General features: G+C 74.4%; 20 protein-coding genes. 2 read left to right on the forward strand and 18 right to left on the reverse strand.

Features of this window, described 5'->3' with window-relative positions:
• Together J1M38_RS09990 and J1M38_RS09995 are read left to right on the forward strand one after the other, a co-directional pair.
• Positions 1 to 275: integrase core domain-containing protein (locus J1M38_RS09990; RefSeq protein ID WP_135101946.1), on the forward strand; the 275-nt coding region annotated here is incomplete at its 5' end.
• A 9-nt stretch (positions 276 to 284) separates the two neighbouring features.
• Positions 285 to 1,340: an alpha/beta fold hydrolase gene (locus J1M38_RS09995; RefSeq protein WP_044659808.1), complete on the forward strand. Its 1,056-nt coding sequence runs from the start codon at positions 285 to 287 to the stop codon at positions 1,338 to 1,340.
• Positions 1,341 to 1,406: 66 nt separating this feature from the next.
• On the opposite strand, the gene J1M38_RS12185 is transcribed toward J1M38_RS09995, so the two are convergent.
• The 18 genes from J1M38_RS12185 to aroC all read right to left on the reverse strand — a co-directional run bounded on the left by J1M38_RS12185 (position 1,407) and on the right by aroC (position 21,218).
• Positions 1,407 to 3,569 carry a primosomal protein N' gene (locus J1M38_RS12185; protein ID WP_309225964.1) on the reverse strand — a complete coding sequence of 721 codons (2,163 nt, stop codon included), beginning with the start codon at positions 3,567 to 3,569 and terminating at the stop codon, positions 1,407 to 1,409.
• A gap of 13 nt (positions 3,570 to 3,582) precedes the next feature.
• A complete protein-coding gene (gene metK / locus J1M38_RS10005) occupies positions 3,583 to 4,845 on the reverse strand; it encodes a methionine adenosyltransferase (RefSeq protein ID WP_010078605.1) in 1,263 nt (420 codons plus the stop codon).
• Positions 4,846 to 4,860: 15 nt separating this feature from the next.
• Positions 4,861 to 6,147 (reverse strand): bifunctional phosphopantothenoylcysteine decarboxylase/phosphopantothenate--cysteine ligase CoaBC, encoded by a 1,287-nt coding sequence (coaBC, locus tag J1M38_RS10010; RefSeq protein ID WP_044659810.1) that lies wholly within the window; start codon positions 6,145 to 6,147, stop codon positions 4,861 to 4,863.
• A 7-nt stretch (positions 6,148 to 6,154) separates the two neighbouring features.
• Positions 6,155 to 6,595: a DNA-directed RNA polymerase subunit omega gene (gene rpoZ, locus J1M38_RS12265; protein WP_010078603.1), complete on the reverse strand. Its 441-nt coding sequence runs from the start codon at positions 6,593 to 6,595 to the stop codon at positions 6,155 to 6,157.
• Positions 6,596 to 6,661: 66 nt separating this feature from the next.
• Positions 6,662 to 7,270: a guanylate kinase gene (gmk, locus tag J1M38_RS10020; RefSeq protein ID WP_206451120.1), complete on the reverse strand. Its 609-nt coding sequence runs from the start codon at positions 7,268 to 7,270 to the stop codon at positions 6,662 to 6,664.
• Positions 7,271 to 7,396: 126 nt separating this feature from the next.
• Entirely contained in the window at positions 7,397 to 7,711 is a 315-nt protein-coding gene (mihF, locus tag J1M38_RS10025) for an integration host factor, actinobacterial type (RefSeq protein ID WP_036313727.1), read from the reverse strand.
• Between the two features lie 137 nt (positions 7,712 to 7,848).
• Positions 7,849 to 8,736, reverse strand: coding sequence for an orotidine-5'-phosphate decarboxylase (gene pyrF / locus J1M38_RS10030; protein ID WP_036313723.1), 888 nt, complete (start codon positions 8,734 to 8,736; stop codon positions 7,849 to 7,851).
• Entirely contained in the window at positions 8,733 to 12,038 is a 3,306-nt protein-coding gene (carB, locus tag J1M38_RS10035) for a carbamoyl-phosphate synthase large subunit (RefSeq protein WP_010078599.1), read from the reverse strand. The genes pyrF and carB overlap by 4 nt, the downstream gene beginning before the upstream one ends.
• A gap of 3 nt (positions 12,039 to 12,041) precedes the next feature.
• A complete protein-coding gene (gene carA / locus J1M38_RS10040; protein WP_036313720.1) occupies positions 12,042 to 13,226 on the reverse strand; it encodes a glutamine-hydrolyzing carbamoyl-phosphate synthase small subunit in 1,185 nt (394 codons plus the stop codon).
• Positions 13,223 to 13,849 carry a hypothetical protein gene (locus J1M38_RS10045; protein ID WP_012750893.1) on the reverse strand — a complete coding sequence of 209 codons (627 nt, stop codon included), beginning with the start codon at positions 13,847 to 13,849 and terminating at the stop codon, positions 13,223 to 13,225. The genes carA and J1M38_RS10045 overlap by 4 nt, the downstream gene beginning before the upstream one ends.
• Positions 13,846 to 15,225 carry a dihydroorotase gene (locus tag J1M38_RS10050; protein ID WP_036313718.1) on the reverse strand — a complete coding sequence of 460 codons (1,380 nt, stop codon included), beginning with the start codon at positions 15,223 to 15,225 and terminating at the stop codon, positions 13,846 to 13,848. Before J1M38_RS10050 ends, J1M38_RS10045 begins: the two co-directional genes overlap by 4 nt.
• A complete protein-coding gene (locus J1M38_RS10055) occupies positions 15,222 to 16,205 on the reverse strand; it encodes an aspartate carbamoyltransferase catalytic subunit (protein WP_036313715.1) in 984 nt (327 codons plus the stop codon). The genes J1M38_RS10050 and J1M38_RS10055 overlap by 4 nt, the downstream gene beginning before the upstream one ends.
• Before the next feature lie 3 nt (positions 16,206 to 16,208).
• A complete protein-coding gene (pyrR, locus tag J1M38_RS10060; RefSeq protein ID WP_036313707.1) occupies positions 16,209 to 16,817 on the reverse strand; it encodes a bifunctional pyr operon transcriptional regulator/uracil phosphoribosyltransferase PyrR in 609 nt (202 codons plus the stop codon).
• A gap of 169 nt (positions 16,818 to 16,986) precedes the next feature.
• Positions 16,987 to 17,439 (reverse strand): transcription antitermination factor NusB, encoded by a 453-nt coding sequence (nusB, locus tag J1M38_RS10065; RefSeq protein WP_044659811.1) that lies wholly within the window; start codon positions 17,437 to 17,439, stop codon positions 16,987 to 16,989.
• A complete protein-coding gene (gene efp / locus J1M38_RS10070; protein ID WP_002857030.1) occupies positions 17,432 to 17,995 on the reverse strand; it encodes an elongation factor P in 564 nt (187 codons plus the stop codon). The genes nusB and efp overlap by 8 nt, the downstream gene beginning before the upstream one ends.
• A 120-nt stretch (positions 17,996 to 18,115) precedes the next feature.
• On the reverse strand, positions 18,116 to 19,285 hold the full coding sequence (aroB, locus tag J1M38_RS10075) for a 3-dehydroquinate synthase (RefSeq protein WP_082067642.1): 1,170 nt from the start codon (positions 19,283 to 19,285) through the stop codon (positions 18,116 to 18,118).
• Entirely contained in the window at positions 19,282 to 19,986 is a 705-nt protein-coding gene (locus tag J1M38_RS10080; protein WP_044659812.1) for a shikimate kinase, read from the reverse strand. The genes aroB and J1M38_RS10080 overlap by 4 nt, the downstream gene beginning before the upstream one ends.
• A complete protein-coding gene (gene aroC, locus J1M38_RS10085) occupies positions 19,983 to 21,218 on the reverse strand; it encodes a chorismate synthase (RefSeq protein ID WP_036336604.1) in 1,236 nt (411 codons plus the stop codon). Before aroC ends, J1M38_RS10080 begins: the two co-directional genes overlap by 4 nt.
• Positions 21,219 to 21,270: the final 52 nt, after the last annotated feature.

The following is a 21,270-nucleotide window of genomic DNA, read 5'->3' on the forward strand; positions in this document are numbered from 1 at the left end:
ACTTCACCGCCAAGGTGGTCTCGCTCGGGGGCCGGCACCACCGGATCCGCCCCTACACCCCGCGCCATAACGGGAAGGTCGAACGGTACAACCGGCTGATGGTCGATGAGGTCCTCTACGCCCGCCCCTACACCTCAGAGCAAGCTCGGCGTGAGGCCCTGGCGGTGTGGGTGAACCACTACAACTACCATCGGCCTCATACCTCCTGCGGAGACGCTCCTCCGGCCTCGTTGGCACCGGCCCGAGTCAACAACGTCATGCCCTCCTACAGCTAGGGTGGGGACGTGCCTGTCCCGACGCCGTCCGCCGCCCCGGGCCCGCCCGTCCGCCTGCGCGATCTGCTGCGCCCGCCCGCGGCGCCCGCCGATCCCCGCGTGCTCACGGGCCACCCGGCCCGGACGCCCCGCCGGCACACCCTGGCCGTCCCGGACCCCGTCAGCGGGATCCGGTCGTCCGTGGCCGTGTGGGAGTACACCCCCGTTCCGGTGGCCGCGCCGGGATCGCCCGGCGCACCCGAGGGGGACGCGGCCGCTGCCCCGCTCGTGTTCGTGCACGGCTTCCGCGGGGACCACCACGGCCTCGCCCTGCTGGCCGACGCGCTCCCGGAGCATCCGATCCACTCGATCGAGCTGCCCGGCTTCGGGGCTTCGGAGCCCTTCCCCCACGCCGAGCACACCGTGGCCCATCACGCGGACGCGGTGGCCACCGTCGTCGCCGCCCTGGGTCTGCGGGCGACCCCCGTGCTGGTCGCGCACTCCTACGGGACGACGGTGGCGGCCGAGCTGGTCGCGCGGGACCCGTCCCGGTGGGGACGGCTGGTCCTGCTCAACCCCATCGCCGAACCCGCGCTGGAGGCGTCGGCGTCCGTGTCGAGTCGGGTGCTGGCGGCCGTCGCCGAGGGGTACTACGAGGTCGCCGCCCGCCTGCCCGAGCGCCCGGCGCGGCTGCTGCTGGGCGCGCCGCCGGTCGTGTGGGTGACCACGCTCGCCATGACCCACACCAGGGACAGGGATGTCCTCGCGTACACCCATGACCAGCACCGGCGCCACTTCTCGGACTTCGCCTCCGCACGCATGCTCTCCGAGGCGTACCGCGCCTCGAGCACGGGCTCCGTGGCCGACGTCGCCGCCCGCCTCAGCCTGCCGGTGCTGCTGGTCGCGGGGCGGGAGGATCCGCTGGGCTCGGTGCCGGCACAGGAGGCGCTCGCCGCGGCGATCGACGACGCGGGCGGCACGGCGGAGCTGCACGTCCTCGACGGCGTCGGGCATCTGCTGCACTACGAGCGGCCGGCCGCCTGTGCGGCGTTGATCCGCGACTGGCTCCGCCGCGCCGGCCGCTGACACCGTCATCGCCCCGGCGTCGCCGCGCTCCGGCCCCTCGGGCTGCGGGTCGGTCCGGCCGCCCCCTCAGAGCACCCCGGCCGGGTCGAGCCGCACCCGCACCGGGGCGGTCTCCCGCCGAGCGCTCGCTGCGGACCGGGCGGCGCGCAGGGCGCCGACGGTGGCCTCGGCCGCCGCGTAGGGGAAGATCAGCAGGGCGCGGGAGCGGGTCTCGTCGGCGGGGTCCGGCACCGGCCCAATCCAGGGCAGCCGCGCCGGGCCGCCATCGAGCGGGGCCGAGTGCGGATCCTCGTGGACGTCCTCGTCCGGCCGTTCCCGGCGGGCGGCCTCCACGAGCTCGAGGTACTCCGCGACGGCGGCGGCCTCCCCCGTGACCTCTGCGAGGCGGCCGGCGGGAGGCAGGTGCAGCTCGCGCCGCTCGGCGACCTGGCGCGCGGCGAAGCCGTCGGGGTCCCGTCGGACGAGCGCGTTCACCGCCTCCCCCGCGTCCGCGGTGACCACCACGACGCCCCCGTCGGAGGCGGGGCGGACCAGGCAGGCGGCCGCGAGCCAGCGGGCGAGCACGCGGCCCGGCACGTCGAGGCCCTCGCGCTGGAGCTGGCTGTCCCCGTCGAGCAGCAGGGCGGCCGCGTAGCCGTCGGGCGTCGCCGGCTCGGCCCCCACGGTCGCCACCACCAGGGAGGGCCCGGGCGGCACCGAGCCGAGCATGTGCTGCGCCGAGGAGGCGTGCACGGGCACGCGCGGGAACGCCCGGCCCAGCTCCTCGGCCGTGCGGTCCACGCCGCGGGCGCCGGCCCGCAGCGTCGTGCCGCCGCACTCGGTGCACCGGAAGCCGCGCTCCCGGGTGCCGCACCACCGGCAGGCCACCTCCCCGTGCCGGGCGGCCCGCGCGTCGCGGAAGCCCAGCGGCCCCGCGCAGACGCGGCAGCGGGCGGGCGTGCGGCACCGTTCGCACACGAGGGCGGGGATGAAGCCGGCCCGGGCCACCTGCACGAGCACCGGGCCCGGCCGTGGCCCGAGCAGCGCGGCGCGGGCGGCGGCCCAGGCGGCCTGCGGCAGCCGCGCCCGCTGCGCGAACGGGTCGCGCGCCGTCTCCCAGGCGTCGGCGGTGGAGACGACCCGTGGCCCGAGCTCGCGCTGGGTCGCGCGGGAGGGGCCCAGGTGCAGCAGCCAGCCCGACTCGACGAGCCGTTGCACCGGGACGGACCGGGAGGGCCCGGCGAAGAGCAGCGCCGCGCCGGTCGCGCGGGCCCGCTCCAACACGACCTCTCGGGCGTGGAAGTAGGGCGCGCGGGGTTCTGCCCACGCGTCGTCGCCGTCGTCCCAGAGCACCACCAGCCTCAGGTCGCGCACGGGCGACCACACGGCGGCCCGGGTGCCGGCCACGATGCGCCGGGTGCCGCGCAGCGCGGCCAGGTGGGCGCGGTACCGGGGCGTGTTGCCGTCCTCGGAGCCGATCCGCGCGTAGGCGTCCTCCCCCACGTGCTCGTCGAGGGCGGCGCAGAGCCGGTCGAGGTCGCGGTGGTCGGGCACCAGCAGCAGGACGCCGCCGTCCGAGGCGGCCACCGTGCGCGCCAGAGCGGCCAGCGCGCCCGCCTCGTCCCATTCGAACAGGCGCGAGGGCACGACGGCGGCCGCCCGCGCGGCGTCCCCGGCCAGCACGGCGGACACGAACGCGGTGCCCCCCTCGAGGGACTCCCACACCGTGGGCACGAGGCCCTCCTCCGCCGCGGGAGGCTCCGGGCGCTCGGCGTCCGTGCCGGTCAGCGTCACAGGGTGGTCCGCGGCGGTTTCCGCGTCCTCCGCCAGGGCGGCCTTCTCGACCTGCGCAACGCGCGGGGGCACCGCGGCCCGCAGCACGTCCGTGACGACGCCGGCCTGGCGGCGGGCCACCGCGCGAGCCGTCGCCAGGACCTCCTCCGTCAGCGGCGGGATGGCGGTGAGCACGCCGGTGAGCTCGGTGAGCTGGGCGCCGGTGGCCGGCTCCTGCTCCCGCGAGACGAGCCAGCCCGTCATGGCCCGTCCGCCGAAGCGGACGGACACGCGGGAGCCGGGGACCGCCCGGTCGTCCAGGGCCACGGGCACGAGATAGTCGAACTCGCGGTCCAGGTGCGGCACGGGCGAGTCCAGCAGGACGCGGGCGATCGGCCGCTCCGGCCACCCCTCGGCCCGCTCCGGCAGTCGGGGCGCGTCCTCCGGCTCCGGGAGGGCGAACAGCGTGTCCGTGATGCCCGCCTCCGGATCAGAGGCCGGCGGCAGCGCGCAGCTGCTCGACGCGGTCCGTGCGCTCCCACGTGAAGTCGGCGTCGTCCCGGCCGAAGTGGCCGTTCGCGGCGGTCCGTCGGTAGATGGGCCGCAGGAGGTTCAGCTCCTTCACGATGGCGGCCGGACGCAGGTCGAACACCGCGTTCACGGCCTCGATGATCTTCTCCTCCGGCACCGTGGCCGTCCCGAAGGTGTCCACGTACAGGCCCACGGGCCGGGCCGAGCCGATCGCGTAGGCCACCTGGAACTCGGCGCGCGAGGCGAGGCCGGCGGCCACCACGTTCTTCGCGACCCAGCGGAGCATGTAGGCGGCGGAGCGGTCCACCTTGGACGGGTCCTTGCCGGAGAAGGCGCCGCCGCCGTGCCGGGCCATGCCACCGTAGGTGTCCACGATGATCTTGCGACCGGTGAGGCCGGCGTCGCCCACGGGGCCGCCGATGACGAACTTGCCGCCCGGGTTGATGATGATCCGCATGCCGGAGGTGTCGAGGCCGGAGCGCTCGATGACGGGCCGGATCACGTGCTCCTCCACGTCCGCCCGCAGCTGCTCCTGCGTGACCCACTCGTGATGCTGCGTGGAGACCACCACGGCCTCGACCGTGGTGGGCACGTGGCCGGGCGCGTAGCCGATGGTGACCTGCGTCTTGCCGTCCGGCAGCAGGTACGGCATGGGCGTGTTCTCCGCCCGGCGCACCGCGGTGAGCCGCTCGGAGAGCCGGTGCGCGAGGTAGATGGGCATGGGCATGTACGCCGGGGTCTCGTCCGTGGCGTAGCCGAACATGATGCCCTGGTCCCCCGCGCCCTGCTCGTCCACCTCGTCCGCCGAGCCGTACTCGCGGGCCTCGAGGGACCGGGAGACGCCGGCGAAGATGTCCGAGGACTGCTGGCCGATGGAGATGTTCACGCCGCACTGGGCGCCGTCGAAGCCGTTGGCCGAGGAGTCGTAGCCGATGTCCAGAATGGTCTCGCGCACGATCTTGGGGATCTCCACGTACGCCGAGGTGTTCACCTCGCCGGCCACCTGCACCAGGCCGGTGGTGGTCAGGGTCTCCACGGCCACCTTCGCCGACGGGTCGGCGGCGAGGATCGCGTCCAGGATGGCGTCGGAGATCTGGTCGCAGATCTTGTCGGGGTGGCCCGCCGTGACGGACTCGGAGGTGAAGAGGCGGAGCTCTCCGCCGCCCACCCCCGAATACGGGTCGGCGTGGCGGGCGGGGCTCAGCGAGGCGGCATCGGTCATGCCGCACAGTCTAGGTCAGCGGCCCGACGCGCCGGCGGGGTCGCGACCGGCGAGGTCATCCACGATCGCCTGCACGACGGCGGCCGCCGCCTGGTCCTTGGAGCCCACGGTCTCCACGGCGGGGCGGCCGTCGGCGAACAGGATGGTCACGGCGGTCTCGTCCCGGCCGAACACCTTGTCCGTGCCGACCTCGTTGACCACGAGCATCTCGCAGCCCTTGCGCGCCAGTTTGGCCCGGCCGTACTCGAGCACGGAGGACGTCGCGTCGCCGGTCTCCGCGGCGAAGCCGACGATGAGCGGGGCCATGGGCCCGCCCTCGGAGCGGGTCCGCACGGCCGTGGCGAGCACGTCCGGGGTGCGCTCGAGCACGATGACGGGCGCGCCGCCGTCGTCGCCCTTCTTCATCTTGGCGTCGGAGACCTCGGCCGGTCGGAAGTCCGCGACGGCCGCCGCCATCACGAGGACGTCGGCGTCGGCGGCCTCCGCCAGCACGGCCTCGAGCAGGTCCTGCGTGGACTCCACGGGCACGACGCGCTCGACGCCCTCGGGCGTCGGGACGGACATGGACCCGGCGACGAACCGCACGGTGGCGCCGGCCTCGAGGGCCGCGCGCGCCAGGGCGGCCCCCTGCTTGCCGGAGGAGCGGTTCCCCAGGTAGCGGACCGGGTCCAGCGCCTCGCGGGTGCCCCCGGCCGTGATCACCACGGTGCGACCGGCCAGCGGGCCGGGTGTCGGCTCGGCGTCGGACCCGGAGGCCCGGGGACGGCGCGGGGCGCCCGCGGCCGCGGCGGCCTGCGCACGCTCCCAGATCTCGGCGGGCTCGGGCAGCCGCCCGGCGCCGGAGTCGGCCCCGGTGAGCCGGCCCACGGCGGGGTCCACGACCGTGACGCCGCGCTCGCGCAGGAGGGCGACGTTGGCGACCGTGGCGGGGTGGTGCCACATCTCGGTGTGCATGGCGGGGGCCAGGACGACGGGGCACGTGGCGGTGAGCAGCACGTTGCCCAGCAGGTCGGGCGCCATCCCCGCGGCGGTGCGCGCGAGCAGATCGGCGGTGGCCGGCGCGACCACCACGAGGTCCGCACGCCGGCCGAGCCGGACGTGGTTCACCTCGTCGACCGCCTCGAACGTGTCCGTGCGGACCGGGCGACCGGAGAGGGCCTCCCACGTCGCCGCGCCCACGAACTCGAGGGCGTTGGCGGTGGGCACCACGGTCACGCCGTGGCCGGCCTCGGTCATCAGGCGCAGCAGCAGCGCCGCCTTGTAGGCCGCGATGCCGCCGCCGACCCCGAGGACGATCTCCATGACGGGTTCAGGCCTCCGGGGCGTCCTCGGAGGTGCCCTCCTCGGCGCGCACCGTCTCGGCGGCCTCCTCGATGGCGGCGGGATCGCCCATCGGCTGGTGGGCGTCGGCCGACTCGAGGGTGGCGAACGGGTCGTCCTCGCCCGGCAGGGAGAAGTCGCCGAAGTCCTCGGCGGCCAGGTCGGCCTCCGGGGTGGCCTCGACGGCCTCGCGGGACACGAGCAGGTCGGCCTCGATCTCGCGCAGGGCGATGGACAGCGGCTTCTCGTTCAGCTGGGTGTCCACGAGCGGGCCGACGTACTCGAACAGCCCCTCGTGCAGCTGCGAGTAGTAGGCGTTGATCTGCCGGGCCCGCTTGGCGGCGAAGAGCACCAGGGCGTACTTCGAGTCGACCCGCTCCAGCAGGGAGTCGATGGGCGGGTTGACGATGCCTTCGTACTGTTCGGTCACGGGGTCTCCAAAGTCTTCATCTCACTGTCACGTCGGCGCCGGGTGCGGCGTCGGTGCGGCCGGTCCTCAGGCCTCGGTCGGACGGCGCTCGGGGTCCAGCCCCATGAGTCTCACCAGTTCCTCGGCGGCCCGCTCCACGCGGTCGTTCACGACGACGGCGTCGAACTCGGGTTCCGCGGCGAGTTCCAGTCTAGCCGTTTCGAGCCGGCGGCGCTGTTCCTCCGGGCTCTCGGTGCCGCGGCCGAGCAGCCGGGACACGAGTTCCTCCCAGCTCGGCGGCGCCAGGAACACGAAGGTGGCCTCCGGCAGCGCACGGCGGACCTGGCGCGCTCCCTGCAGGTCGATCTCCAGCAGGACGTGGCGGCCCTGCGCCACGGCCTCCATCACGCGGTCGCGCCGCGTGCCGTAGCGGTGGACGCCGTGCACGACGGCCCATTCCAGCATCTCGTCCGCCTCGACGAGGGAGTCGAACTCCTCCGGCGTCGTGAAGTAGTAGTGCACCCCGTCCTCCTCGCCCGGGCGCGCCGGGCGGGTGGTGGCGGAGACGGACAGCCAGGCCTCGGGGTAGTGCTCGCGGACGTAGGCCGACACGGTGCCCTTGCCGACGGCGGTGGGGCCGGCCAGGACGGTGACGCCCGGGCCCGGGGGGCGTTCCTGGACGGCGGTGCGGGCCACCGGGCCCGGGCGTCACCGTCGCGGGGGCGGGTCCGGGGTCGAACGTGTCGGTCACGCATCCTCCTGGTGGGACGGGCCTCGCAGGCCCTTCACCCGGGCCGGCGCCGACCCGCCGGGGTGTGGGGGTCACCGGCCAATATAGGCGATCAACGCCTCGCGCTGACGACGGCCCAGGCCGCCCAGCCGACGCCGCGGCGAGATGCCGCACCCCGCCATCGTCTCCCGGGCCCGGACCTCGCCCACGCCCGGCAGGGCCAGCAGCAGGTCCACGGTCCGCAGGCGGGCGACGGCGTCCTCGGTGTCCGCGCGCGCGAACACGTCGGCCAGGCCGACCGCACCGGCGGCGAAGGCCGCCTTGAGCTCCGCCCGCGCCTGGCGGGCCTGGAGGGCCTTCCTCCGGGCCTCCGCCCGCTCCTGCACACTGAGCTGCCGCAACGCCATGGTCTGACCTCGATGCCTCTCATTCCTCACCGGCCCCGTCGAGACCCTTCCACCGTCAAGGACGACGAGCACAGCCGATCGAAAGGGAAGATACCATCCCGTCCACACGGCACGGGCGCGCCGGGAGGACGCGGGCGTCACCGCAGGGCGGCGCGATTCTCCTCGATCGTGTCCACCAGCGAGGCCACCGACGGGCCCGCGCTCAGGATGCCGCGGGACGAGGTCGCCAAGACCTGCGGCCAGGCCGTCCCGAAGTCGGCCCGCATGCCCCGGGCCGTGGCGCCCTGGGCACCGAACCCGGGCGCCAGCAGGGGCCCGCCGAGGGCCGGCAGGTCCAGGCCGAGGCGGTCCGCCTCGGCGGCCACCGTGGCGCCCAAGACGAGTCCCACCGGCCCCCACGCGTCGTCGCCGCGCAGGGCCGCGTTCTCGGCGGCCGCCGCCGCGGCGATGCGCCGGGCGACCGATCCCTCGGCCGACCCCTCGCCCACGTGCTGGACCTCGCGGCCCTCCGGATTGGAGGTCAGCGCGAGGACGAACACGCCGCGGCCGGCCTCGTGGGCGGCGCGGATGGTCGGCACGAGGGTGCCGAAACCCAGGTACGGGCTGAGCGTCACCGCATCCGCGGCCAGGGGCGAGGCATCGGCGATCCACGCGGCGGCGTAGCCGTCCATGGTGGAGCCGATGTCACCGCGCTTGGCGTCCGCGATCGTGAGCACCCCGGCGTCTCGGGCGGCCGCGAGCAGCCGCTCCAGGGCCGCCAGGCCGGCCGATCCGTGGCGCTCGTACAGCGCCACCTGGGGCTTGATCGCCGCCACGCGGGGCCCCTCGGGACCCACCGCCGCCTCGAGGGCGGTCAGGGAGAACGCCTCGAGGCCCGCCGGGGTGTCGCTCAGGCCCCACTGCCGCAGCAGGCCCGGATGGGGGTCCACGCCGAGGCACAGCGGACCGGCCGTCTCCATGGCCTGGGCCAGCCGCCGCCCGAAGGGGGCGCGGGGCCCCGCGCCGCCCGTCGCCGTCGTGGTCACGCCGCGGCCTCCGGACCGGCGACAGCCTGCTGCAGGCGCGCGTCGTGCTCCTGCAGTGAGGTGACGGACCACTCGTAGGACCGCATGGCCTCGATGGCCTGCAGGCACGCCCCGAACTCGGCCGTGGTCGTGATCACCGGCACGCCGAGCGACGTCGCGGCCGCGCGGATCTCGTAGCCGTCCGTGCGGGCGTCGCCGCCGGAGGGCGTGTTCAGCACGAGATCGACGGTGCCGGCGTGCAGCTGCTCCAGCACGGTGCCCGCGCCGTCCTCGTGCCCGGCGTCGGCGATCTTCGCCACGACCTCCGCGGGGATGCCGTTGCGCCGCAGCACCTCGGCGGTGCCGCCGGTGGAGACCACCTGGAAGCCGAGGTCGACGAGGCGCTTGGCCTGGCCCACGAGGGTGCGCTTGTCCCGGTTCGCGACCGACACGAACACGCGCCCCGAGGTGGGCAGCGGGCCGCCGGCGGCGGACTGGGACTTGGCGAACGCGGTGTCGAAGTGCTTGTCGATGCCCATGACCTCGCCCGTCGAGCGCATCTCCGGGCCCAGCAGCGAGTCGACCACGCGGCCCTCCGCGGTGCGGAAGCGGGTGAACGGCAGCACCGCCTCCTTGACCGCCACGGGCGCGCCGATCGGCAGGGTGCCGCCGTCGTACGCCGTGGGCAGCATGCCGGCCGCGCGCAGGTCGGCGATGCTCTCGCCGACGCCGATCCGCGCGGCCGCCTTGGCCAGCTGGACGCCCGTGGCCTTCGAGACGAACGGCACGGTCCGCGAGGCGCGCGGGTTCGCCTCGATCACGTACAGCACGTCCGAGGCGAGCGCGAACTGGATGTTGATCAGGCCGCGCACGCCGACGCCGGCCGCGATCCGCTCGGTGGCGCGGTGCACGCGCTCGAGCACGTCCGGGCCCAGGGTGACGGGGGGCAGCACGCACGCGGAGTCGCCCGAGTGGATGCCCGCCTCCTCGATGTGCTCCATGACGCCGCCGAGGTACAGCTCGGTGCCGTCGTAGAGGGCGTCGACGTCGATCTCGATCGCGTCCTCGAGGAAGCGGTCCACGAGCATCGGCTGGTCGGGGGTGATCTCCGTCGCGTGCGCCACGTAGTGGGCCAGCGCCTCCTCGGAGTACACGATCTCCATGCCGCGGCCGCCGAGCACGTAGGAGGGGCGCACGAGCACGGGGTAGCCGATCTCGTCCGCCACGCGCTTGGCGTCGTCGAAGGAGACGGCCGTGCCGTTCTTCGGCGCCACCAGGCCCGCGCGCTCGAGCACGAGCGCGAACTCACCGCGGTGCTCGGCCAGGTCGATGGCCGCGGGCGAGGTGCCCAGGATCGGCACGCCGGCGTCGGCGAGCTGCTGGGCCAGCTTGAGCGGGGTCTGGCCGCCGAGCTGCACGAAGACGCCGCGCACGCCGCCGGAGGCCTCCTCTGCCGCGATGACCTCCAGGACGTCCTCGAGCGTGAGCGGCTCGAAGTAGAGGCGATCGGAGATGTCGTAGTCCGTGGATACCGTCTCCGGGTTGCAGTTGACCATCACGGTCTCGTAGCCGGCCTCGCGCAGCGCCATGGTGGCGTGCACGCACGAGTAGTCGAACTCGATGCCCTGGCCGATCCGGTTCGGGCCCGAGCCGAGGATGATCACCGACTCGCCCTCGTGCGGGGCGACCTCGGTCTCGAGGTCGTAGCTGGAGTACCGGTACGGGGTGAAGGCCTCGAACTCGGCGGCACAGGTGTCCACGGTCTTGTAGACGGGGCGCACGCCCAGGGCGTGACGCACGCCGCGCACGACCGCGGCGTCCATGTGCCGCAGCGAGCCGATCTGGGCGTCGGAGAACCCGTGCCGCTTGGCGCGGCGCAGCAGGGCCTCGTCGAGGACCTCGGCGTCGCGGATCTCGTCCGCGACCTCGTTGATGAGCACGAACTGGTCCAGGAACCACGGGTCGATCGCGGTGGCCTCGAAGGCCTCCTCGATCGTGGCGCCGGCGTAGAGCGCCTGCTGGGTCTGGGAGAGCCGGTCGGTGGTGGCCGTGCTCGCCGCCGCGAGCAGGGCCTGCGGGTCGGCGTCCTGCGGGAACGCGAGCTCCGAGCCCTTCTGCTCGAGCGAGCGCAGGGCCTTCTGCAGGGCCTCCGTGAAGTTGCGGCCGATGGCCATGGCCTCGCCGACCGACTTCATGGTGGTGGTCAGCGTGGGATCCGCCGCCGGGAACTTCTCGAACGCGAAGCGCGGGACCTTCACGACCACGTAGTCCAGGACCGGCTCGAAGGACGCCGGGGTCTTCTGGGTGATGTCGTTGGGGATCTCGTCCATCGTGTAGCCCAGGGCCAGCTTGGTGGCGATCTTGGCGATCGCGAAGCCGGTGGCCTTCGAGGCCAGCGCCGAGGAGCGGGAGACGCGCGGGTTCATCTCGATGACGACGACGCGCCCGTCCACGGGGTTCACCGCGAACTGGATGTTGCAGCCGCCGGTGTCCACGCCGACCTCGCGGATGACGTTGATCGAGATGTCCCGCAGCTTCTGGTACTCGCGGTCCGTCAGCGTCATGGCCGGGGCCACGGTGATGGAGTCGCCGGTGTGCACGCCCACGGGGTCCACGTTCTCGATGGAGCAGACGACGACGACGTTGTCGTTCTTGTCCCGCATCATCTCCAGCTCGTACTCCTTCCAGCCGAGGATGGACTCCTCGAGCAGGACCTCGGAGGTCGGGCTGTACTGCAGGCCGGCGCCGCAGATGCGGTACAGGTCGGCCTCGTCGTAGGCCATGCCGGAGCCGAGGCCGCCCATCGTGAACGAGGGGCGCACCACCACGGGGTACTTCAGGTCCTCGACGGCGGCCAGGGCCTCCTCCATCGTGTGCACGATGTGGGACCGGGCGGACTCGCCGCCGGCACGCTCCACGACGCCCTTGAACAGCTCGCGGTTCTCGCCGAGCTCGATGGCCTCGATGTTCGCGCCGATCAGCTCGACGCCGAAGCGCTCGAGCACCCCGTCCTTGTCGAGGGCGATGGCGGTGTTCAGCGCCGTCTGGCCGCCCAGGGTGGGCAGCAGGGCGTCCGGGCGCTCCTTCTCGATGATCTTGGCGACCACGGCCGGGGTGATGGGCTCGACGTAGGTGGCGTCGGCCAGCTCCGGGTCGGTCATGATCGTGGCCGGGTTGGAGTTGACGAGGACGACGCGGACGCCCTCCTCCTTGAGGACGCGGATGGCCTGGGTGCCCGAGTAGTCGAACTCGGCGGCCTGGCCGATCACGATGGGGCCGGAGCCGATGACCAGGACGGACTTCAGGTCGGTGCGCTTGGGCATGGATCAGGCTCCTTCGGTGGCGGGGGTGGTGGCGGCGCGGTGCTCGGTGAGCAGCTGCACGAAGCGGTCGAACAGGTCGAGGGTGTCGTTGGGGCCGGCCGCGGACTCCGGGTGGAACTGCACGGAGAAGGCGGGCCGGTCGAGCAGGCGCAGGCCCTCGACGACCTGGTCGTTCAGGGACCAGTGGGAGACCTCGACGCGGCCGAAGCGCGACTCCGGCGCCTCGATCGGCTCGCCGAGGGGGGCGTCCACGGCGAAGCCGTGGTTCTGGGAGGTGATGGCCACGCGGCCCGTGGCCTTGTCCAGCACCGGCTGGTTCGGGCCGCGGTGGCCGAACTTCAGCTTGTAGGTGTCGAAGCCGAGCGCGCGGCCGAAGATCTGGTTGCCGAAGCAGATGCCGAAGAACGGCAGGCCGGCGTCGAGGACCTCGCGCAGCAGCTCCACCTGGGCGTCTGCCGTGGCCGGGTCGCCGGGGCCGTTGGACAGGAAGACGCCGTCCGGGTCCACGGCGCGGATGCCGGCCAGGTCCGTGGCCGCGGGCAGCACGTGCACGCGGATGCCGCGGGAGGCCAGGTGCCGCGGCGTGGCGGCCTTGATGCCGAGGTCGAGGGCGGCGATCTCGGCGATCGGCTCGCCCTCCCAGCCGTGCTCGGCCGGCTCGATGACGTACGGCTGCTCCGTGGTGACGGACTCCGCGAGGCGGGCGCCGGCCATCGACGGCTGGGCGCGCACCTCCGCCAGCAGCTCGGCCTCCGGGCGGGCGGCGTGCTCGCCGGAGAACACGCCGGCGCGCATCGAGCCCTCGGTGCGCAGGCGGCGGGTGATGGCCCGGGTGTCGACCTCGCGGATCCCGACGACGCCGAACGTCTCGAGCTCCTCGTCGAGGGTGCGCTCGGCGCGCCAGTTGGACGGACGCCGGGCCGCGTCGCGGACCACGTAGCCGGCGGCGAAGATCGCCCGCGACTCGCGGTCGGCGTCGTTGACCCCGGTGTTGCCGATGTGCGGGGAGGTCTGCACGATGATCTGCCCCGCGTAGGACGGGTCGGTGAGGGTCTCCTGGTAGCCGGTCATGCCCGTGGTGAACACGGCCTCGCCCAGGGTGCGGCCGCGGGCGCCGTAGGCCCGGCCGCGGTGGACGGTGCCGTCCTCGAGGACGAGCAGGGCCAGGTCGTCGGTGGGGGTGCTCATCGGGGGTCTCCTTCTCCTGCGCGGCCGGCCGGGTCGGCCGGGGCGGGGTCGATGATGGTCTGCAGGGCGGCGAGGAGCCGGTCGCGGTCCTCGGGGCGGTCGGGGCGGAAGGCGGAGGTGAGTTCGACGTCGCCGAGGCGCCAGCCCCAGGCGACGAGCCCGCCCGGCTCGACGAACTTGCCGGCGATCCCGCCGGACAGGCCGGCCTCGACGAGGTCGTCCGCGGGGATGAACAGGTTGGCGGCCCCGGGGCGGAGCACGAGCAGGCCGCGGTGGGTGCCGGCGTCGTGGACCTCGAGGACGGCGCGCGAGCGCAGGCCCAGGCCGTGCACCGCCACGCGGTCCAGTCGGTCCTCGCCGCGCACCGTGCCCACGTGCATGCCCTCCGCGGACAGCGTCGGCTCGGCGTCGTAGAGGGCCGTCGGCACGGGGGCCGGGGCCGGGATCCCGGCCTGCGCCCGGCGGCGGGCCCGCCACCCGAGGGCCAGCAGGCCGAGCAGCACGAGGACGACGGCCAGGGTGCCCAGGGTCACCGGCAGCCACACGTCCGCGTAGTCCTTCGTCGGGGTCCGCGGCGGGACGGGACGGGCCGCCAGGGCGGCGGCCAGGGAGGTGATGCTCACGCGCGCTCCCCCGTCTCCGTCAGGGCCGGGTGGCGGTACGGCCGGGCGGGGGCGCCGTCGGCGACGACGCGGGCGCCGCGGTAGACCGTGTGGCGTACCGCGCCCGGCAGCTCCATGCCCCGGTACGGGCTGTTGCGGGACTTGGTCAGGTGCTGCTCGGGGTCCACGGTGCGGCGGGCCTGCGGGTCCACGAGCACGAGGTTGGCCACGGCGCCGACGCGCGGGACGCCGCGCTCGTCGGCCTGGCCCTGGTCGGTCAGGCCGGCGATCCGGGCCGGCGCCGTGGACATCACGCGGGCGACGCCGGCCCAGTCCATCAGGCCGGTGTCCACCATCGCCTGCTGCACCACGGACAGGGCGGTCTCGAGGCCCGTCATGCCCATCGCCGCGACCGTCCACTCGCACTGCTTGGTCTCGGCGGTGTGTGGGGCGTGGTCGGTGCCCACGGTGTCGATGGTGCCGTCGGCCAGCCCGGCGCGCAGGGCCATCACGTCGGACTCGCGGCGCAGCGGCGGGTTGACCTTGAACACGGGGTCGTAGGAGCGGACGAGCTCCTCGGTGAGCAGCAGGTGGTGCGGGGTGACCTCGGCGGTCACGGCCACGCCCTGGGCCTTGGCCCAGCGGATCAGCTCGACGGAGCCGGCCGTGGAGACGTGGCACACGTGCAGGCGGGAGTCCACGTGCTGGGCCAGCAGCACGTCACGGGCGATGATGGCCTCCTCCGCCACGGCGGGCCAGCCGGCCAGGCCGAGGACGCCGGAGAGCTCGGACTCGTTCATCTGGGCGCCGGCGGTGAGGTTCGGCTCCTGCGCGTGCTGGGCCACGAAGCCGCCGAAGGACTTCACGTACTCGAGCGCACGGCGCATCAGCACGGCGTCGTGGACGCACATGCCGTCGTCGGAGAACATCCGCACGCGGGCCTGCGAGTCGGCCATCGCGCCGAGGTCGGCCAGGGCCTCGCCGGCCAGGCCCACGGTCACCGCGCCCACGGGGTGCACATCGCACCAGCCCGCGTCCCGGCCCAGCCGCCACACCTGCTCCACCACGCCGGCGGTGTCGGCCGTCGGCGTCGAGTTGGCCATCGCGTGGACCGAGGTGAAGCCGCCCATCGCGGCGGCGCGGGTGCCGGTCTCGACCGTCTCCGCGTCCTCCTTGCCGGGCTGGCGCAGATGGGTGTGCAGGTCGACGAGCCCGGGCAGCAGCACCAGGCCGGCGCAGTCGACCTCCTCGGGGGCCGGGTCGAGGCCGGCGGCGTGGGTCGCGGCGTCCGGGCCGAGGGCGGCGATCCGGCCCTCGGCGACGAGCACGTCGGCGGTCTCGCCCGTGGTCAGGCGCGCGCTGCGCAGCAGCAGGGGGGCGGGGCTGGGGGCGCTCACGGGCGGACCTCCTGGTCGTGGTTGAGGACGAGGTGCAGGACCGCCATGCGGACGGACACGCCGTTGGCGACCTGCTCGAGGGCGGTGTTGCGGGGCGAGTCCGCCGCCGCCGGGCTGATCTCCAGGCCGCGGTTCATCGGGCCGGGGTGCATGACCACGGGCTCGTCGAGCAGGGCGCCCCGGCCGGCGGTGAGGCGGGCGAAGCGGTCGTCGGTCAGCCCCCAGGTCCGGGTGTACTCCCCTGCGGACGGGAAGAAGGCGCCGCCCATTCGCTCGGCCTGGACGCGGAGCATCATGACGGCGTCGGGGCCGGCGTCGAGGGCCTCGTCCAGCGAGTAGGTGACCTGGCACGGCCACGCGGCCACGCCCACGGGCAGCAGGGTGGGCGGGGCGGCCAGGGTGACCTGTGCGCCCAGCGTGCTGAGCAGCCACACGTTGGACCGGGCCACGCGCGAGTGCAGGATGTCCCCCACGATCACCACGCGCATGCCGGTCAGGTCCCGGCCGACCAGGTCCTCTCCCGTCGCCGCGGCGAGGCGCCGGCGCAGGGTGAAGGCGTCCAGGAGGGCCTGGGTGGGGTGCTCGTGGGTGCCGTCGCCGGCGTTCACGACGGCGGAGCGCACCCAGCCGGAGTCGGCCAGCTGGCGGGCCGCGCCCGAGGACCAGTGGCGCATCACGATGGCGTCCGCGCCGATGGCCTCGAGCGTCTGGACGGTGTCCTTGAGCGACTCCCCCTTGGAGACGGACGACCCCTTCGCGGAGAAGTTGATCACGTCCGCGGAGAGCCGCTTGGCGGCGGCCTCGAAGGAGATGCGGGTGCGGGTGGAGTCCTCGAGGAAGAGGTTCACCACGGTGCGGCCGCGCAGGGCGGGCAGCTTCTTGACCTCGCGCTGGTTGACGGCGGCCATCTCCTCGGCGGTGTCGAGGACGGCGAGGGCGTCGGCGCGGGAGAGGTCGGCGGTGGACAGCAGGTGGCGCACGGCTCAACCCTCCCGGGTCGCGACACGGTCGACGATGCTCACGGCGTCCTCAGTGACCTCGCCGGTGCCCTCGGGGCCGTCGACCTCCATGAGCCGGACCTGGACGCGCTCGGCGGTGGAGGTCGGCAGGTTCTTGCCCACGAAGTCGGCCCGGACGGGCAGCTCGCGGTGCCCGCGGTCCACGAGGACGGCCAGGCGCACGGCGGCGGGGCGGCCCAGGTCGGCGATCGCGTCGAGGGCGGCCCGGACGGTGCGGCCGGAGAAGAGGACGTCGTCCACGAGCACGACGACGGCGCCGTCGAGGGGGACCTCGGGCAGGCGGGTGGGCATCGGGGTGCGGGCCGTGCCGCGGCGGAGGTCGTCCCGGTAGAGCGTCACGTCCACCTCACCGACGGCGGCGGTGGGGTCGAAGGCCGGCTCGATGCGGGCCAGCAGGGCGCCGAGCCGCCGGGCCAGGGGGGCCCCGCGGCGCGGGATCCCCATCAGGACGAGACCCTCGGCGCCCTTGTTGGACTCGAGGATCTCGTGGGCGATCCGGGTCAGCGCCCGGTCGATCTCGGACGTGGACAGCACGGTCCGGGCAGCACGAGGTGCGGCGGGGTCAGTTCCCATGCCGGCGCCTCCTTCCCCGCCTCACAGGACGGCTCTTAAAGGATGCGTGGTCCGTCCCGGGGCGCCGGTGGGCCCCCGCGCGGGACGTCGCCGACTCTACCAGCGAGGCCCGCCCCACGGCGCGGATGACGCGGTGCGGGACGGGCCTCGTGACGGAGCTCTCGGCGGCTCAGGCGAGCAGCGTCGGCTTGACCTGCTGCAGGCGGCCGAGCAGACCGTTGACGAACTCGGGCGAGTCGTCCGTGGACAGCTGGGCGGCCAGGGCGACGGCCTCGGAGATGGCGACGGCGTCCGGCACGTCGTCCTGGAACAGCAGCTCCCAGGCCCCCACGCGCAGGATCGCCCGGTCGACGGCGGGCATGCGGTCCAGGGACCAGCCGCGGGAGTAGGAGCTCAGGGCCTCGTCGAGCCGCTCCTGGTCCGCGATGACGCCTTCCACGAGCCGCTGGGTGTAGGCGTTCACCTGCAGATCGGTGCTCTCGCGGCGGGTGCGGATGCCCTCCAGCGCGCTGGAGCCCCGCTGCTCGGCCTCGAACAGGATCTCCACCGCACGCTGCCGGGAGCGGCTGCGCGCCGTGGTCCCCCGCTTGGCAGCGGAGCCGGCGGAGGCCCGCTCAGTCATTGACGCGGCCGAGGTAGTCGCCGGTGCGGGTGTCGACCTTGACGCGGGTGCCCTGCTCGACGAAGAGCGGCACCTGGATCTCGGCGCCGGTCTCCACGGTGGCGGGCTTGGTGCCGGCGGACGAGCGGTCCCCCTGCAGGCCCGGCTCGGTGTAGGTGATCTCCAGGACCACGGACGCCGGCATCTCGAGGTACAGCGGCGTGCCCTCGTGCAGGGCGATGACCACCTGGGTGTTCTCGAGCATGTACTTCGCGGCGTCGCCGACCACGGCCCCGGGCACGGTGATCTGGTCGTAGTCCTTGACGTCCATGAACACGTAGTCCGCGCCGTCCTGGTAGAGGTACTGGTAGTCGGAGCGGTCCACGGTGGCGAACTCGACCTTGGCGCCGGCGTTGAAGGTCTTGTCCACGACCTTGCCCGTGGTGATGTTCTTCATCTTGGTGCGGACGAACGCGCCGCCCTTGCCCGGCTTGACGTGCTGGAACTCGGTGACGTTCCAGAGCTGGCCCTCCAGCTTCAGGACGGCGCCGTTCTTGATGTCGTTGCTCGTTGCCACGTGTGTGTGCTCCCGATCGGTCTCGCGGACCGTCACGGGTCCGCCTGCAGTGGGTGGGGTCTTGGATGTGCGCGGGCCAGTCTACGGGAGGCCCCGCGCGGGGCCGGGGTCAGCGGCGGCTCACTCTGCGATCTCCTGGTACGCCGCGAAGAGCAGGGACGCGTCCGGGATGTCCACGGTGGTGGGCTGCGCGAGCCCGTCCAGCAGGACGAAGCGCAGCTGGTCGCCGCGGTTCTTCTTGTCCCGGCGGATGCCCTCGAGCAGGGTCTGCCACCGGTCCCCGCGGTAGGAGACGGGCAGGCCCAGGGCCGTCAGCACCGACCAGTGGCGGTCCGCGGTGGCGTCGTCGAGCCGGCCGAGGGAGCGGGCCAGCTCGGCCGCGAAGACCAGCCCCACGGACACCGCGGCGCCGTGGCGCCACTGGTAGCGCTCGGCGAGCTCGATCGCGTGCCCCATCGTGTGGCCGTAGTTCAGCGCCTCGCGGGCGCCCGACTCGCGGGGGTCGCGGGAGACGACGTCCGCCTTGACCCGGATCGAACGCTCGATCAGCTCGCGCAGCCGCGCGGAGTGCGGGTTCTGGGCCTGGGCCGGGTCCTCCTCGATGAGGTCGAGGATCGCGGGGTCGGCGATGAAGCCGCACTTCACGACCTCGGCCAGGCCGGAGATCAGCTCGTTGGCCGGCAGGGTGAGCAGCGTGTCCAGGTCCGCCAGCACGCCGGCCGGATTGTGGAACGCCCCCACCAGGTTCTTGCCCTCGGCGGTGTTGATGCCGGTCTTGCCGCCCACCGCCGCGTCCACCATGCCCAGCAGGGTGGTGGGCATGTGCACGACGCGGACGCCGCGCAGCCACGTGGCCGCCACGAAGCCGGCCAGGTCGGACACGGCGCCGCCGCCCACGGAGACGATCGCGTCCGACCGGGTGAAGTCGTTCTGGCCGAGCACCTGCCAGCAGAACCCGGCCACCTGCAGGTGCTTGCCCTCCTCGGCGTCCGGGATCTCGGCGGTCAGTGCGGTCAGGCCCACGGCCTCGAGGTCGTTCTTGACGACGTCGCCGGTGGCCCGGAGGGCGCGCGGATGGATGACCAGCACGCGTCGGACGGTCGGGCCGAGCATGTCCGGCAGGCGCGCGAGCAGGCCCCGGCCCACCACCACGTCGTAGCCGCCGTGCACGGTCGCCTCGTGGCCGCCGGCCACGGGGATGACCGTCACGTCCTCGGGTGCGGCCGGAGCGGCCGCGGGCGCCGCCCCCGGGGTCTCCTGCTCGGTGATGTCCGGCTCACGGTCGGTCATGGGTGTGACTCACTCCTTCGGGGGCGGTGGGCGTCCCCCACGATACGCCAGGCCGCCTCGGCGGCCGTCAGGCCTGTGGTGTCGAGCACGAGGTCGGCGACCTCGCGGTACAGCCCCTCGCGTTCGGCGAGGATGCGCCGCCAGGTCCCGGCGGGGTCTCCGGCCAGGACGGGGCGGCCCGCGCCGCCGCCCACGCGGCGCAGCGCCTCCTCCTCTCCGACCGCGAGGTAGACGACGTCGGAGTCCGGCCCGGCCAGCGCGCGGCGGGTGCCCGGATGCAGGACGGCGCCGCCGCCGCACGAGAGGACGCACGGGGCGGGTCGGCCGAGCACATGGCCGATGACGCGCGCCTCCTCCGCCCGGAACGCGGCCTCGCCGTGCTCGGCGAAGAACTCCGGGATCGGGCCGTGCACCTGGGTGAACAGCTCGTCGGAGTCCACGAAGGGCAGCCCGGTCACGGCGGCCAGGGCCCGGCCGACCGTCGTCTTCCCGGCCCCCATCGGGCCGACGAGGACGATCCGGCGGGCCGGGCGCGCGGCCGGGTCCTCGTCGGCCGCGGCGGCCACCGTGGCCGCGGCCGTCAGGCGCGCCTCGAGGGCACCGATCATGCCCTCCCACGGGCACACGGTGACGGGCCCGGGGACGGGACGCGTGCTCGGGTCCGGTCCCGGGGCCGGCGCGGTCCCGGGGGTGTCGGTCACGGCAGGGGGTCGCCCATCGGGCCGTCCGCCACGACGTCGGCGCCCGGCTCCGGCAGGGCGGGGACCGCGGCCTGGAACGCTTCGAGGTTGCGGCGCGTCTCGGCCACGGAGTCGCCGCCGAACTTCTCGAGCATCGCGTCGGCCAGGACGAGGGCGACCATGGCCTCGGCGACGATGCCCGCGGCGGGCACGGCCGCCACGTCGGAGCGCTGATGGTGGGCCGTGGTCTCCGCGCCCGTGGCGACGTCGACCGTGGGCAGTGCGCGCGGCACCGTGGCGATCGGCTTCATCGCGGCGCTCACGCGCAGCAGCTCGCCCGTCGACATGCCGGCCTCGATGCCGCCGGCCCGGTCGGTCGTGCGCCGGGGGCGGCCGTCCGCGCCGCGGGCGATCCCGTCGTGGGCGGCGGTGCCGCGTCGGGCGGCCGTGGCGAACCCGTCGCCGACCTGCACGCCCTTGATCGCCTGGATGCCCATGAGCGCCCCCGCCAGCCGCGCGTCGAGGCGGCGGTCCCAGTGGACGTGGGAGCCCAGGCCGATCGGCACGCCGTACGCCAGCACCTCCACGACGCCGCCGAGGGTCTCCCCGGCGCGGTGGGCGTCGTCGACCTCGGCGACCATCGCCGCGGAGGTCTGCGGGTCGAGGCAGCGGACCGGGTCGGCGTCGAGGCGGGCCTCGTCCTCGGGGACGGGGAACGGGTGGCCCTCCGGCAGGGCGGCCTCCCCGAAGGCCACGGTGTGGGAGACGATCCGCACGCCGAGCTCGCCGAGGAAGGCGCGGGCGACGGTGCCCAGGGCCACACGGGCGGCGGTCTCACGGGCGGAGGCGCGCTCGAGGAGGGGGCGGGCCTCGTCGAAGCCGTACTTCTGCATGCCGGTCAGGTCGGCGTGGCCGGGCCGCGGGCGGGTGAGCGCCGCGTTGCGGGCCAGACCGTCGAGCTCCTCCGCGGGGACGGGATCGGCGGCCATCACCTTCTCCCACTTGGGCCATTCCGTGTTGCCCACCTGGATCGCCACAGGCGAGCCGAGGGTGCGGCCGTGGCGGACGCCGCCGAGGATCGTCACCGCGTCCTGCTCGAACTTCATGCGCGCGCCGCGCCCGTACCCCAGGCGGCGGCGCGCGAGCGCGTCCTGCACGTCCTGCGTCGTGACCGGGATCCCGGCCGGCAGTCCCTCTACGATTCCTGTGAGCGCGGGGCCGTGAGACTCCCCCGCTGTCAACCAGCGCACCATGGCGTGCAGTCTCTCACGCACGGGGCGCCGCGCCGTCACGTGTGACCGGACG

Source organism: Micrococcus sp. KRD070, from assembly GCF_017168435.1.
Taxonomy (GTDB): domain Bacteria; phylum Actinomycetota; class Actinomycetes; order Actinomycetales; family Micrococcaceae; genus Micrococcus; species Micrococcus luteus.